This is a genomic window from Marinitoga hydrogenitolerans DSM 16785 (assembly GCF_900129175.1).
GTDB lineage: Bacteria > Thermotogota > Thermotogae > Petrotogales > Petrotogaceae > Marinitoga > Marinitoga hydrogenitolerans.
In genome coordinates this window covers 18,426-33,891 of sequence record NZ_FQUI01000024.1, presented here as the reverse complement: position 1 = coordinate 33,891, position 15,466 = coordinate 18,426, and the positions used below count along the sequence as shown (strand labels likewise).

The following is a 15,466-nucleotide window of genomic DNA, read 5'->3' as shown; positions in this document are numbered from 1 at the left end:
AACTATACTCTAGTTTAGAAATCTTTTTTAAGAGAACAAGTCTCAGGGGGATGTTATCTAAAACTATTTTACCAGAGGTAAAACTTAAAAACAAGCAAAAAATAAATACTGAAAAAGATGCTCAATAGAAAACTACTAATATAAAACATATAACTAAAAACACATAAATCAATATAAATAAAATATATTTACTTTTCAAAGAGCATATAAATAATAATAATAATCAATAACAATAATATAATTATTCTATACTAATTATACGAGGAGGGATAGCGGAATGCTTAATAGTATCTTTATTTTAGAAAGACCAAAAAATGAACCTATTTTATCTTATGCGCCAGGAACAAAAGAAAGGGAAGAATTAAAAGAAAAATTAAAAGAATTATCTTCAAAAGAAATTGAAATTCCCTTAATAATTGGAGGAAAGGAAATAAAAACTGGCAATTTAGGAAAATGTATAATGCCTCATAATCACAAGCATGTATTAGCTCATTATCATATGGCTGGAGAAAAGGAAATTAAGATGGCTATAGAAAGTGCATTGAAAGCAAAAGAAGAGTGGGAAAATTATTCTTATATTGATAGAATATCCATATTTTTAAAAGCCGCTGAATTGTTATCTACAACTTGGAGAAGCACTTTAAATGCTGCAGCAATGCTAGATTTAGATAAAAATGTATATCAAGCAGAAATAGACTCTGCTTGTGAATTAATTGATTTCTTTAGATTCAATTCATATTATGCAACAAAGATTTATACTGGACAACCTCAATCTTCCAAGGGTATTCTTAATAGAATGGAATATAGAGCTTTAGATGGATTTATTTTTGCAGTTCCACCATTTAATTTTGCGTCAATTTCAGGAAATTTACCAACAGCACCTGCAATAATGGGCAATGTTGTATTATGGAAACCTGCTTCATCTGCAGTTTATACTGCTTATTACATAATGAAATTACTACAAGAAGCTGGTTTACCAGATGGAGTTATTAATTTTATTCCAGGCCCAGGTTCCAAAGTTGGAGAAATAATTTTTTCAAATTCAGACTTTGGAGGTGTACACTTTACTGGATCTGTTAATACATTTGATTCAATGTGGGAAATGATAGGAAAGAATATTAGAAATTATAAATCTTATCCAAGAATTGTAGGAGAAACTGGAGGAAAAGACTTTGTAATCGCTCATCATACCGCAAATAGAAAAGCATTGATAACAGCATTGATAAGAGGTGCTTTTGAATACCAGGGGCAAAAATGTTCAGCCGCCTCCAGAACATATATTTCAAAAAGTGTTTGGAATAATATAAAAGATGAATTAATAGAAACTACGAGAAATTTAAAAATTGGATCTCCAACAGATTTTTCAAATTTTGTTAATGCTGTAATAGACAAGGCTGCATTCAAAAAAATAACTGATTATATTGAATACGCACGGAAAAATGCCGAGATATTAGTAGGTGGAAAGTATGATGATTCTATAGGTTATTTTATAGATCCTACAATTATTTTAACAGATGATCCTCATTTCAAAACAATGGAAGAAGAAATATTTGGACCTGTATTAACAGTATATATATATGATGATGATAAATATGAAGATATTTTAAAACTTTGTGATCAAACATCACCCTATGGTTTAACAGGCTCTATTTTTGCACAGGATAGAAAAGCAATTCAAATGGCTGAAAGAATATTGGTACATGCTGCGGGTAATTTTTATATAAATGACAAACCTACAGGTGCTGTTGTCGACCAACAACCGTTTGGTGGATCAAGAGGATCGGGAACTAATGATAAAGCTGGTAGTTATCTCAATCTTTTACGATGGACATCTGCCAGATCTATTAAGGAAAATTTTAATCCACCTGAAAATTATACCTATCCATTTATGAAATAAACAAAAGTACAGCCAGGGCAAATACTTTGGCTGTACTTTTATAAATTTATCGTTCGTAAATTTATTTTCTCAATTTATATAATCCTCTATAATTCTTTTCACTAAGGTTATATCTTTTATTATAATTAATAATTATAATCCACAAATTTTTTCTTTCGATGAATCGAAAATAAAATACAGATTCACCGTTGCGGGGAGAGAAATGATAATCTTAGTTAAAGCTTATTTAGAAAAAATATTATTTTGATATGATTTTTTGAAGTCTGTTTGAAATATCATATACTTTTTCAAGAAGATTATCAATATAATGAGTGTTTTCAAACTCAGAATAAACATAATTTTCTATATACAATAATAATTGAATTAATTTATTAATATCTTTATTACTATAATTATTTTTAATTAAATCAAACACATTTTCTATTGAAGCGAGTAATATTGCATATTTAATCGCTTCATTATTAGAAACTTTGCATATATCACTAATTAATTTTATTTCAGAAATTATATTTTCTTTTACATTAATAAGTTTTTTTGCTTCTTCTATAAGTTTTTTTTCATCACTTTTATATTGTTCTAAAAATTTTATTATTTTTAAATAATCATATTCTAAATCATTAAAGAATATATTGTAATCGGTCATACTTTTTATCCTTTCATTAATATATCCAAATATCTTTCAAAATAAATTATTCCTTCCTTAAAAGAAAATAATAATGGAAATATTTTTACACCTTTTTTATATGCTTCAATAAGTTTTTTTGAAAATTTCGGATCCGTTTCATAATTAGGTGAAAAATATTCTGCTGTTGAAAAAATTAAAAAATAAATATGACTTTCATATCCTTTTTCTTTAAGTTCTATTAATTCATTTAAATGTTTTAAGCCTCTTTTAGTTGGAGCATCAGGAAACTTAGCAATATTATTTTCAGATAAAGTACATCCTTTTATCTCTATCCATATTTGATTTTCTGCTAAAAAATCTATTCTACTATTATTATATTTTACTTCAGGATTTAAATTTTTGTATTTTTTCCTCAATATATTTTCAGCTATATATCTATGATACATTGAATTTACCAAAACAAATTCTTTAGATTTTTTTGCAGCAATTAAATCATATTTTGTTTTTCTTTTAGGATTATATACTCTTTTAATTAAAACACTATTATTTTTATATAGAAGCTCTTTCAATCTACCAGGATCGTGAACATGAACATCTTCTATTTTATCATTTATTAGAACTTTAGCTAAATATCTATTTGATCTGTTTATAAAAACTCCTTTTATCGTATTAGCTATTTCGAAAACTTTCATAATATCACCTTAAATAATTATACCACAAATCGCTTAATTTAGCAATTTGTGGTATAATTAATAGTTATTTTAAATGTTCCTCAACATATGTTTTAATATCTCCCATATATATTCCATATTTATCAACCAAATCCTTCAAGCTAATAGATAAACTCTCATTTTCAGTAATATTAAATTCTTTTAAAAATTTATCAAAATCATCAATATTATCCTTTATTTCCCGCAAAGTTGTTTTTCCACGAACTACAAATTCTACATTATTATATCCTTCTTTAATATTTTCTTCGTGAACTTCAGTAGCTACATTTGAAATATTTTTGTTTTCAATTGATTCATTTTGAATTGGCCAGTATCCACTAATTAAATATGCTATAAATCCAGGTTTTGACTTTTTTACCACTTCTCTAACAGTCATATCTTCTATTCCATTGATAGTTTCAAATTCCTCAAATTCTTCAAAATTTTTCCTTAAATAATTAACAAATTCTAATATATTTTTGTCTATATATTCTATAAATGTTCTGATGCTTTCTGGAGAAACTATTTCTAATTCTTCATTTAATCCCATCATTTCAGATAAGTCTTTTAATTTTGCAGTTGTTATTATTGTTCTTGGTATATTAAATGCTCTATACAATTCTTCTTTAGATATAGGATAATTATCTATAATTTCTTGTACTGTTGAAGAGCCTCTTATATCATTTATGCTTTCATACGTTTTTATTCTTTCGGTGATAAAATTACCAGTAATATTGGCAACTAATATTATGCCTAAAAATATTACTAATACAGTAAATACATATGTCCAATTACTAATTGTTTTTTTGCTTTTTTCTGGTTTTGCCAATATTGGTCTTACTTTTAATGTAGATTTTTCAATCTCATTTGCCGGACAAACTTCAACACATTTCATACATCGTATACATTGAGGACTATTTATAGCATCTTTTTTCGATACAACTATACCAATTGGACATGCTTTATCACATAATGAACAATCAATACAGGTGTTTTTCTTTCTTTTAATATTAAATATACTAAAAGAGTTGAATAATCCATTTATAGCACCTAAGGGACATGCATATCTACAAAATGGTCTTTCAATAAATAATGAAAGTCCAAGAGTTAAAAAAACTGACAAATATCCTGTAATAGCAATTTCATCTGTCCAAATATTGAAAAGATTATAATATGGATCATAAGGTTCAAAAATTAATTTGCTTGTTCGCGCAGTTTGAATAATAACTATTGCTAAAACAGCATATTTTAAATATCTTAAAACTCTGTCAACTTTAATTGGAATTTTATTATATTTATCTTTAAATATTTTTTTTCCTAGCTTTCCAAACCATTCTTGAACAGATCCTAAAGGACATAGCCATCCACAGAAAGAAGCTCCGGTAAATAACAACAGTCCAAATAAAGCAAATAACATAATAAATACAGATTGATGCAACTTACTTACATAATTACCTGTTGAGAAAAAAGTATATAGATTTACTACTCCACCGTATGGACATAATGTATGGAGACTCGCAACACCAAATAATTCTAATCCAGGATTGTTTTCAACAAGGTAATGTCCAACACTTACATAAATAACAAATATTACAAAAACTATTTGCACAAAAAGCCGAAAATTTTGCAAAGGACTAGTTTTTTTCATCCTATTCACCTCCAAATGTTGAATATAAACAAGTGTAAATTCAATTTACAGAAAACTGATTATAAGCTATTTCTAAAAAGGGCATCACCCCTACTATTTGATGCAGATTTATTTTTGTAATATTATTATTTTGTAGTATTATTGTATTGTACCAAAAACATATTGGAGGTGATACCATGTTCAGAAGTTCTAGAAATGTTTTTGTTTTGGACAATTTAAAGGATAAACTTTTTAGTATAACTTCTGACGCTTTTAATTCCCTCGATATGAACAAACTTTTTAATTTTCTTATTTCTTTTTATTCTCATAAACCCAATAAGAATTCTCCTTATGATCCTACTTCTCTTTTACGATTATTTTTCCTTCTTAATTCTATTTTTTCTGAAGACGCTTTTACTTCGTCTAGAGATATTTTATCTGTTGTTCCTCCGGAATATTTACAACTTTGTGGTTTTCGTGATTCAGTTCCGTGTTATACTACTTATTTTTACTTTAAAAGGCGTATTGGTCTATCTAATTTGTTATGTCTTTTGAATTCATTTAAACTTGCTCTTGCTAAATCTTATTTAAATCGTTTTTCTTTTATTTTTAAAAAACTTGGTTTTATTGTTCTTTCTGTTGATTCTCAACCTATTCTTGTCGATGGTAATGTTCCTAAAGGCGTTATTCATTCTCATAATAAATTTTATAACAAAAAATTGGGTATTCGTTTTCATCATGTTGATATTGTTTTTCCTTTTTATTTTAATCTTTTTTCTGTTTTTCGCCCTGCTAATTATCACGATAATACTATTTTTCAGAATTTAATTTTTGATAATATTAAATCGTTTATTCGTTTTTGCTCTTCTAAAGGCTTTTATGTGTTTTTTACTCTGGATAAAGGGTATGATTCTTTTTCTGTTTTTATAATATTATTTCTGCTGGTGCTATACCCTTTATTCCTTTAAAAAAATCTTCTTCTTTTTCTAAATTAGGTCATATTAAAATTAAAAATAATAGGCTTTTTTGTTCTCTTTCTAATCATTTTTTACAGTCTGATGGTAGTGATTATTCCAGAAATCGTCACCGTTTTATTTGCCCACTCAGAAAAACCTGTAATTTAAATCCTAACTGTTCTGGTAGAGTTTGGGTTCCTATTATTCCAAATATCCAATATTATCAGTCTTTTAATTTTAACCTGTTACGTTTAAAAATACCTTCTTCTTTTATTTTCAAATTTGTTTATCGATTTAGAAAACGTATTGAGAATATTAACGCTATTAATTCGAATAAATTCTCTTTTAGAAATACCTTTTATTTTAAAAACTTTGACCTTTTGCTTAAATTTGAAATTAAACTTTCTTCTTTTCTTTTTAAACACTTTTGGTTTGATTCAAATATTTCTATTCATTCTTTTTTTTGTTCTTTTTATTTTCCAAAACCTTTTATTTATATTTTTAAGTCGTCCAAATTTGTTAAAATTAAGACTTCTCAGTTCTTTTGTTCTTTTTAGTTTTTCTTTTCTTGAATTGTTTCTTTTTTTGATATATACGTATTTTCTTAATATACTTTTTTAAGTATACTCTTCCTTTTGTGCTTTTTCACAGATTATTACTGATTACTTTTGTTTTTATCTTACTTTTAATCTTTACTTTCTACTTTTTTGTCCCCTTTTCTTTCCTCTGGTTTATTTTTTACTTTGTTTTCTGGGCAGCCTCTCTCTAAATTGAATTCACTCGTTGAATATAAACATATTATATCACGCGATTCTTAAAGAAAACTTAAAAAATATCTTCATATGGTATAATTATTAATATACAAAAAACAGGAGGAATGGTTATGGCTGATATTATCGATTATAAAATTATTGGAGATGATATGCAACTTGTGGAAATTGAACTTGATCCAGGCGAGGGAGTTAGAGCTGAAGCTGGAGCTATGATGTATATGGATGATGGAATTGAAATGCAGACCAACACAGGAGGTGGCTTTTTTAAAGGATTAAAAAGAATGTTCGTTGGCGAAATTTTTTTTGTGACTAATTTTTTCAATACCTCTCTTGGTAAAAAACATGTTGCGTTTGGTGCTCCATATCCTGGGAAAGTTATTCCAATAGATTTAAAAAGATTTAATGGTGAATTTATATGTCAAAAAGATAGTTATTTATGTTCCGCAGCTGGTATAGAAATAGAAATAGCATTTACTAAAAAAATTGGTGCAGGATTATTTGGTGGTGAAGGTTTTATTTTAGAAAGATTAGTTGGGGATGGAATGGTTTTTATCCATGCAGGTGGCATGATAATTGAGAAAAATCTTATGCCTGGGGAATCGTTAAGGGTGGATACAGGGTGTATTGTTGGCTTCTCTAATACTGTAAATTATGATATTCAATTTGTTGGAGGTTTTAAAAATGCCCTTTTTGGTGGCGAAGGAATGTTCTTAACAAGAGTAACAGGACCAGGAATAGTTTATTTACAAAGCCTTCCATTTTCCAGACTTGCTGATAGAATATATTCTGCTGCAAGATTTTCCAACAAAGGAGAAACAAAAGGCATAGATGGCATAGGAGGGAATCTTTTAGGTGGATTATTTGGTGGAGACACTAAGTTTTAATAAAATACAGGCATGATTATTCATGCCTGTATTTTATTATTACATCCTCAACTATATTATCAGAAACCATTCCATATATACTTAAATTCTTTTTTATTCTATTTCTAATTTCTGTCGCAGATATTTCTATTAATGGTGAATTTAAGAATATATGAGGAATTTGATAATTATCAAATTTTAATTTTTCCGAATATCTTTTATATACAACTAATGTTACTTCTTTTAATAAATCTTTCCATTTATACCATGTATGAAAATTAATTAAAGAGTCTTCTCCAATCAATAAATATATTTCTTCTTTCATTTCTTTTTTTAGAAATAATACTGTTTGATATGTATAAGAAGGTATAGATAATTTTTTTTCGATATCACTAACTATAAAACGTTCTTCAGGAAAAGTCTTTTCACACCATAATTTTCTAGTTTCAAAATCCAAAATACTAGTATTTTCTATTTTGTGTGGCGGTACAACTGCTGGAATTATTAAAAATTTGTCTGGTTTTAAATAATCATATGCATATTCTGCTATAATTCTATGTCCAATATGTGGTGGGTTATATGTACCTCCGAAAATTACAATCATATAAATCACTCCATATATTCAAATGCAAAATCGCCTAAATAAACTGTATCTCCTTCTTTTACTCCAATATTTCTTAATGTTTTCTCTAAACCACTCTTTTCTAAAATATCTAAAATTTTAATCCTTGCATCTTTTTGATCAATTGGATATTTTTTTAATAATATTTCAACATCTTTTCCTGTAACTTCATATACTCCTTCATCCCACTTTATGATCTCAAATCTTATTTTTTTAGGAACTTCAATATCTACAGGTTTAATATTTAATTTTAATTTCTCTGGTGCATTTTTCAAAGATTTTAATATTTCTTTTTGCCTATCAATTCTCATCTCTTTAATATTGTTCCAAATTTCATTTAATAATTTATCAACGTTCTTTTTTGTAGCTGCTGAGATGGGTATAACCTTTTTACTTATATCATTTTTTAATTTTATTATTCTTTTATTCAATTCTTTTTCATCTAACAAATCCGATTTATTTGCAACAACAATTTCTAATTTGTTAGATAATTCTGGAGAAAATTTTTCCAACTCATTACGTATTACATAGTAATCTTCTTTAGCACTTCTTCCTTCGCTTTCAGATATATCTAATATATGAACAATACAATAACATCTTTCCACATGTTTTAAAAATCTATCCCCAAGACCTGTTCCTTCATGAGCTCCCGGAACTAATCCTGGAATATCAGCAACAACAAATGTATTCCCGTCACCCATATCAACTACACCTAAGTTTGGTATTAAAGTAGTAAAATGATAGTTGGCTATTTTGGGTTTAGCATTCGATATTACAGAGATTAAAGTTGATTTACCCACATTTGGATAACCTATGATTCCAACATCCGCTAAAACTTTTAATTCTAATTTAAGTATTTTTGTTTCACCTTCGACACCTTTCTCAGCAATCGTTGGCGCTTGAACTTTAGAATTCATAAAATGTACATTTCCTTTGCCGCCTTTTCCACCTCTAGCGACAACAACATATTGATTAGGAAATTTCAAATCTGCTATCAATTCATTTGTTTCATAATCATAAACTAACGTTCCAACAGGTACTTTAATAATTAAATCCTTTCCATTTTTTCCATGCATTTTTTTTCCTTGACCATTTTTTCCATTTTCAGCTTTGAACTTTTTTTTAAATCTGAAATCTGTCAATGTATTTCTTTCTATAGAGGACATTATTATAACATTACCTCCGTCTCCCCCATCTCCACCATCCGGACCACCTTTAGGAACGAATTTTTCACGTCTAAAACTTACAACACCATCTCCACCTTTTCCACCAAATACAGTTATAATCGCTTCATCTATAAATATATTTTCACTCATTTTATCGCCTCCGTTTTGATTTTTTAATATTTTCAGTGTATAATATACTTTATGGAGGTGAAAATATGGCTATCGTAAATGTAACAAAAAATTCTTTTTTAATTGCAGAGAGAATCCATTCAATTATACCAGAAAAGTTTGCTCATTTTAAAAGATTAAAAAAAGAACATCAAAATACAACAAGTTTAGTAGATTTAACTTACGGCAAAAGTGTAAGATCGATAATATTTACAGATAGTGGCCATATGTTTTTATTGGCTCTTCCAGTTGAAAAAATTTTTGAAAAAATAAGGAAGGTGAATGAACAGTGAGTATGCCAATACCTGTAGTTGTTGAATCCACAGGAAGATATGAAAGAGCTTATGATATATACTCAAGATTATTAAAAGATAGAATTATATTTTTAGGTTCAGATGTGAATGATTATGTATCAAACTTAGTCGTAGCACAGTTACTATTTTTAGAAGCACAAGATCCTGAAAAGGATATTTATCTTTATATAAACAGCCCAGGGGGGTCTGTTACTGCCGGATTGGCTATGTATGATACTATGCAATATATCAAACCAGATGTTGCAACAATTTGTATAGGTCAAGCTGCTTCAATGGGAGCTGTGTTGTTAGCAGCAGGCACAAAAGGAAAAAGGTTTGCTTTACCAAATTCCAGAATCATGATTCATCAACCTTGGGGCGGTGCTCAAGGAACGGCTAAAGATGTAGAAATACAAGTTCAAGAATTATTAAGAATTAAAAAAATGTTAAATAAAATATTAAGTGATCATACAGGTCAAGATTTAGCGACAATAGAAAAAGATACAGATAGAGATTATTTTATGTCTGCCGAAGAAGCTTTGGAATACGGTTTAATTGATAAAGTTATTAAAAGCCGAAAAGAAATAAAGTAATATTTCAGGGCGCTAAGCGCCCTGAAATATAAATATAATAAGAGTTTCATAATCAGGGTGCGAAAGCACCCTGATGTAACGGGAAGGTGATAACATTAGCAATATGACGCCTATGATAAGACAATACTTAGAAATAAAAAATCAATATCAAGATTGTATTTTGCTTTTTAGATTGGGTGATTTTTATGAAACATTTTTTGAAGATGCAAAAATTACCAGCGAAGCACTTCAAATCACCCTAACTCACAGAAATGGTCATCCAATGGCTGGCATTCCACATCATGCTTTAGATAATTATCTAAAAAAACTTCTTGAACAAGGTTTTAAAGTCGCAATTTGTGACCAAGTTGAAGATCCTACTACAGCTAAAGGGATAGTTAAAAGAGAAGTTACAAAAATTCTCACACCTGGAACTGTCGTTGAAGAAAATATGATTGATGAAAATAATCGATATTCATTGTTGATTTATTCATATGATAATGAACATTTTATATTTGTTATATTTGATTTTAGCACGGGAGAAATATACATTGACTCGTTTGAATTTTCGGAAAATGAAATCATAGATTTTATCTCATCCTTCTCATTTGTTCAAATTTTATTATCAAAAAATTTAAAGACTTTAAAAAGCAAAATTAAAAATATTTATCCTTCATTATATATAGAGGATTTAGATGAATGGTATTTTAACAAAAATTTTGAAGACGTTATTAAAGAAAGTTATGAAATTTTAGATATTGATGTATTAAAATTAAACAAGAATGAGTTATTGGCGTTAGGTGCCGTCTTTAAATATTTGGAAATTACACAAAAACAAAAGATTAATCATTTTTCTTTCCCAAAGCGTTTTAAAAGTTCTAATAATATGATGTTAGATTCAACAACTATTTTAAATTTAGGATTATTACCAAATCAAGAAAACAAAGGAAAAACTTTATATGATATATTAAAGTTCACAAAAACATCTATGGGGTCAAGAACTTTACAACATTGGATCTCAAAACCATTAATAAAAAAAGAGAATATTGAAAAAAGATTAAATATTATAGAAACTTTTAGAAATGATGTTTTAATTATGGAAGAATTAAAAGAATATTTAAGTTCAGTAAGAGATATTGAAAGGATATCTTCAAGAATTTCTCTTTTTCGAGCTACTCCAAGAGATTTAACCGCTTTAAGGATTTCTTTAGAAGTTTTACCTTATATAAACGAATTATTGAACTTAATCGGTCTAAACACACTGGAAGAATTTAATGATTTAAAACAATTGTTATCAAATGCTATATTAGAAGAACCTACTACACAGGTGGGAACTGGAAAAGTTATAAAAAAAGGATTTAATTTAGAATTGGATCGATATAAAAAGATTTTTGAAAATTCCTCCGAGATTTTAAAAGAGATTGAATTAAAAGAAAAACAAAAAACAGGAATATCAAATTTAAAAGTTGCAAGGAATAAGATTTATGGTTTTTATATAGAAGTTACAAAAACTAATATTAATAAAGTACCTCCAAATTATATCAGAAAACAAACTTTAGTAAATTCAGAACGCTTTATTACCGAAGAATTAAGAAATTTAGAAGAACAATATTCTATAGCAGAAAAAAAGATTGAAGAATTAGAAAAGAAAATTTACAATGATTTGATTGTTGAATTACAAAATTATGTGAAAGATTTAAAAATATTATCCTCAAAAATTGCAGAAATAGATATATTAAGAGGGTTTGCTGAAGCATCTATAAAAAATAACTATATTAAACCACAGTTTAATAATGAAAATTTAGTAATTATTAATGGAAGACACCCTGTTGTTGAACAATTTACAGACAATTTTATACCGAATAATATTAAACTTGATAGAAAAAAAAGATTTGTAATCTTAACAGGTCCTAATATGAGTGGAAAATCTACATATCTAAGACAAATTGGAATTATTTCTATAATGGCACAAATAGGTTCTTATGTCCCCGCAGAATATGTTGAATTACCTATTTTAAAAAATATTTTTACAAGAATTGGGGCTAAAGATGATGTTGTTAGTGGAAAATCAACTTTTTTAGTTGAAATGGCAGAAGTTTCTACAATATTAAATAATGCAGATGAGAATAGTTTGATACTTCTGGATGAGGTTGGAAGAGGTACTGGAACTATAGATGGTATTAGTGTCGCTTGGGCAACATCCGAATACATTTATCAAGTTTTAAAATCTTATACTATTTTCGCTACACATTATATGGAATTGACTATGTTAAATGATTTTTATGATGGAATTATTAATAAAAGAGTAAAGGTTTTAGAAACTGAATCTGGTATAATATTTTTACATAAAATTGAAGATGGTATTAGTGATAAGAGCTATGGTATTGAAGTTGCTAAATTAGCTGGAATTCCAAATGAAGTTGTATTAAGAGCAAAAGAAGTTATGAATGAGATTTCTAATAAAACAGCTTTTGAAGAAAAATTAAAAAGTATGAAAAAAATTAAACAAAAAAAATTTAGTAAAAATAAAAATCAATTAAAACTTTTTTAATTCTATGGTATAATAATCTGGGTGATGTACCTAAAAAATTTTAGAAAGGGGATTTCCGAATGTTTGAAAACAGAATAAAAGAATTAAGAAGAAAAATGTTGTCAAAGGGTCTAGATGCTTATTTAGTTATTAACATCGAGGGTTCTTCAAAGCCATCTTCCTATTATTTAACTGGTTTTACAGGTTCATTTTCCGTAATTTATATTACTCACGACCATATATCTTTTTTAACCGATGGGAGATATTTAGAACAAGCCGAAAAAGAAACAGGAATAAAACCACTTCTTTTTAAGAGCAAATTATCTGAAGCATTAAAAGATATTTTCGATGTAAAAAAAGGATCCAAAATTGGATTTGAATCAAATAATGTTTCCACAAATATATATTTAAAGGTACTAAAAAGCTTTGAAGATTATGAATTTATTCCAGCAGAAGAGTTAATTATTGAGATGAGAAGGATAAAATCAAAAAAAGAAGTTACTTTTATTAAAAATGCGGCAGAAATTGCGGAAAGAGCTTTAGAAGAAACATTAGATTCTTTTTATATAGGAATGACAGAAAAAGAATTTGCTGCGAAGTTAGAATATAATATGAAATTAATTGGCGCTGATAATTATGCTTTTGAAACAATAGTTGCTTCTGGACCACGTGGTGCTTTGCCTCATGGCATAGCTTCAAATAAAAAAATATTTGAAGGTGAATTAATCGTTATAGATTTCGGAGCTTATGCTTATGGTTATAATTCAGATATCACAAGAACGGTAGCTGTAAACAAAATATCACCAAAACAAAGAGAAATATATGAATTAGTTTTAAAAGCACAAAAAGCTGCTATTGATGCTGCTAAAGCTGGAATGAAATATAGTGATTTAGATAAAATTGCTCGTGATATAATTTCTAAAGGTGGATATGGTGAATATTTTACACATAGTTTAGGACATGGTTTAGGATTAGAAGTTCATGAAAATCCAAGAGTTTCTAAGATATCTGAAGCTGTTTCTAAAGTAGGAGATGTTATAACAATAGAACCTGGAATCTATTTACCTGGTGAATTTGGTGTAAGAATAGAAGATGATATTTTAATTACTGAAGATGGATGTGAAGTTTTAACATCATTTGATAAGAATCTAATTATTATTTCGTAAATATTACATATATTTCTTAATTATTGAAGTAGGAGGAATGAAAAATATGGTAGTGGTTGGCGATTTAAAAAAAGGTATGATTATTTTAATAGACGGTGAATTATATAGAGTTTTAGGTATGCAAAAACACTTTACTGGTAGAGGTAGTGGAATAATTAAAACTAAATTAAAAAATTTAAAAACTGGTTACGTAATAGACAAAAATTTCAATTCTGGTGAAAAAGTTGAAGAAGCTGCTTTAGATTATAGACCAGCGGAATATCTATATCATGATGGAGATAATTATGTTTTTATGGACTTAAATACTTATGAACAATATTTACTATCAGAAGAAGATGTTTCAGACGCTAAAGATTTTTTAATTGATAATCTGGAAGTAACTTTAACATTCTATGATGAAAAACCTGTTGGAATAGTGTTGCCTACAGTAGTTATATTAGAAGTTGTAGAAACAGAGCCTAATTTCAAAGGAGATACTGCTTCCGGTGGTGGAAAACCTGCAAAATTGGAAACAGGATTAAAAACAACAGTTCCATTCTTTGTTGAAGTTGGGCAAAAAGTTAAGATTGATACAAGAACCGGGGAATATATTGAAAGAGCCTGAAAGGAGGGGAAATATGGCCATTAATGAAAATAATCAATTTGGCGAACTTTCTTTTTCAGATAACGCTTTAAAGGAATTGGCCATGAAATCTTATCAACTTTTTTTTAAAGAACAGGTGCCTGAAATTGATTTAAATGAAAAAGATATTTCTAAAATGATTAAAATTGTTGAAAATGATGATGAAACAATTTCTGTTTACATTAAAACAAAAGCAAAATATGGAGCTAGCATAATAAAATTCGCAAAAGATTTACAAAATTTTTTAAAATCAGAAGTTGAAAAAATGACTGAAGTGCCTGTAAGAAATATTGACATTGTTTTGGATGGTTTAATTGTCTCTTCTTCCGAAGAAAATATTGAAGAAATTGAAAAAATACCTGAAGTTATAGAAGAAAACAATATTATAATCGATGAAGAAGAAAACAAAATTATTGAAGATGACAATGGGAGTGTTGAAAATTGATTTCATCAAGAAGAAAAGTTAGGGAATCTGTATTAAAAAGTATTTTTCAATTAGAATTTAATGAAAACATATCTTATGAAGAAATATTAAATTTATTGAGGGACCTTTTAAGCAACAAAAAGGTCCCTCAAAACCTCATTGAGGAAGCTGAAATATATTTACAAAATATATATAATAACAAAGAAGAATATGACAATTTAATAAAAAAATATTTATTAAATTGGGAATTTGATAGAATTGCTAATATAGAAAAATCAATTTTAAGATTATCTATTTTTGAATTAAAAAACAGGCAAGATATACCGCCAAAAGTAATTTTGGATGAAGCTGTTGAATTGGCTAAAAAATATTCAAATAAAAGTAGCGCAAAATTTATTAATGGTATTCTTGATAGAATTGCTAAAAAAGAGTTTAAACGTTTATAGAGGTGA

Annotated in this window: 15 protein-coding genes; 10 read left to right on the top strand and 5 right to left on the bottom strand. The window is 27.6% G+C overall.

The features are described 5' to 3' along the window. The first annotated feature begins 277 nt into the window (after nt 1–277). Nucleotides 278–1,897, top strand: a complete 1,620-nt coding sequence (pruA, locus tag BUA62_RS07485; RefSeq protein WP_072865062.1) for an L-glutamate gamma-semialdehyde dehydrogenase — start codon at nt 278–280, stop codon at nt 1,895–1,897. A 238-nt stretch (nt 1,898–2,135) separates the two neighbouring features. Here the strand turns inward: pruA and BUA62_RS07480 are convergent, their stop codons facing one another. The 3 genes from BUA62_RS07480 to BUA62_RS07470 form a co-directional block, all read right to left on the bottom strand. Continuing rightward, complete coding sequence (locus BUA62_RS07480; protein WP_072865060.1) at nt 2,136–2,540, bottom strand: hypothetical protein; 405 nt, start codon at nt 2,538–2,540, stop codon at nt 2,136–2,138. 5 nt (nt 2,541–2,545) lie between these two features. After that, nucleotides 2,546–3,214 (bottom strand): DNA/RNA nuclease SfsA, encoded by a 669-nt coding sequence (gene sfsA / locus BUA62_RS07475; RefSeq protein ID WP_072865058.1) that lies wholly within the window; start codon nt 3,212–3,214, stop codon nt 2,546–2,548. A 64-nt stretch (nt 3,215–3,278) separates the two neighbouring features. Then, the gene (locus BUA62_RS07470) at nt 3,279–4,880 is read right to left on the bottom strand and encodes a 4Fe-4S binding protein (protein WP_072865056.1); all 1,602 of its coding nucleotides are present in this window, start codon (nt 4,878–4,880) and stop codon (nt 3,279–3,281) included. A 176-nt stretch (nt 4,881–5,056) separates the two neighbouring features. Here BUA62_RS07470 and BUA62_RS07465 point away from each other — a divergent pair, with 176 nt between their 5' ends. Both BUA62_RS07465 and BUA62_RS07460 read left to right on the top strand, forming a co-directional pair. Further along, on the top strand, nt 5,057–5,827 hold the full coding sequence (locus tag BUA62_RS07465) for a hypothetical protein (protein WP_072865054.1): 771 nt from the start codon (nt 5,057–5,059) through the stop codon (nt 5,825–5,827). 871 nt (nt 5,828–6,698) lie between these two features. Beyond that, on the top strand, nt 6,699–7,472 hold the full coding sequence (locus BUA62_RS07460; RefSeq protein ID WP_072865052.1) for a TIGR00266 family protein: 774 nt from the start codon (nt 6,699–6,701) through the stop codon (nt 7,470–7,472). 16 nt (nt 7,473–7,488) lie between these two features. On the opposite strand, the gene nadD is transcribed toward BUA62_RS07460, so the two are convergent. Then, nucleotides 7,489–8,055 (bottom strand): nicotinate (nicotinamide) nucleotide adenylyltransferase, encoded by a 567-nt coding sequence (gene nadD / locus BUA62_RS07455; RefSeq protein ID WP_072865051.1) that lies wholly within the window; start codon nt 8,053–8,055, stop codon nt 7,489–7,491. A gap of 5 nt (nt 8,056–8,060) precedes the next feature. Continuing rightward, nucleotides 8,061–9,389, bottom strand: coding sequence for a GTPase ObgE (gene obgE / locus BUA62_RS07450; protein ID WP_072865049.1), 1,329 nt, complete (start codon nt 9,387–9,389; stop codon nt 8,061–8,063). Nucleotides 9,390–9,454: 65 nt separating this feature from the next. On the opposite strand from obgE, the gene BUA62_RS07445 reads away from it, so the two are divergent. The 7 genes from BUA62_RS07445 (at nt 9,455) to nusB (ending at nt 15,460) form a co-directional block, all read left to right on the top strand. Beyond that, the gene (locus BUA62_RS07445; RefSeq protein WP_072865047.1) at nt 9,455–9,700 is read left to right on the top strand and encodes a DUF370 domain-containing protein; all 246 of its coding nucleotides are present in this window, start codon (nt 9,455–9,457) and stop codon (nt 9,698–9,700) included. 2 nt (nt 9,701–9,702) lie between these two features. After that, nucleotides 9,703–10,293 (top strand): ATP-dependent Clp endopeptidase proteolytic subunit ClpP, encoded by a 591-nt coding sequence (clpP, locus tag BUA62_RS07440; protein ID WP_072865068.1) that lies wholly within the window; start codon nt 9,703–9,705, stop codon nt 10,291–10,293. Between the two features lie 103 nt (nt 10,294–10,396). Next, nucleotides 10,397–12,823, top strand: a complete 2,427-nt coding sequence (gene mutS, locus BUA62_RS07435; protein WP_072865045.1) for a DNA mismatch repair protein MutS — start codon at nt 10,397–10,399, stop codon at nt 12,821–12,823. A 59-nt stretch (nt 12,824–12,882) separates the two neighbouring features. Then, nucleotides 12,883–13,968, top strand: coding sequence for a M24 family metallopeptidase (locus BUA62_RS07430; RefSeq protein WP_072865043.1), 1,086 nt, complete (start codon nt 12,883–12,885; stop codon nt 13,966–13,968). 46 nt (nt 13,969–14,014) lie between these two features. Then, the gene (gene efp, locus BUA62_RS07425) at nt 14,015–14,572 is read left to right on the top strand and encodes an elongation factor P (RefSeq protein ID WP_072865041.1); all 558 of its coding nucleotides are present in this window, start codon (nt 14,015–14,017) and stop codon (nt 14,570–14,572) included. Between the two features lie 13 nt (nt 14,573–14,585). Beyond that, a complete protein-coding gene (locus tag BUA62_RS07420) occupies nt 14,586–15,035 on the top strand; it encodes an Asp23/Gls24 family envelope stress response protein (protein WP_072865039.1) in 450 nt (149 codons plus the stop codon). Further along, nucleotides 15,032–15,460, top strand: a complete 429-nt coding sequence (nusB, locus tag BUA62_RS07415; protein WP_072865036.1) for a transcription antitermination factor NusB — start codon at nt 15,032–15,034, stop codon at nt 15,458–15,460. Before BUA62_RS07420 ends, nusB begins: the two co-directional genes overlap by 4 nt. Nucleotides 15,461–15,466: the final 6 nt, after the last annotated feature.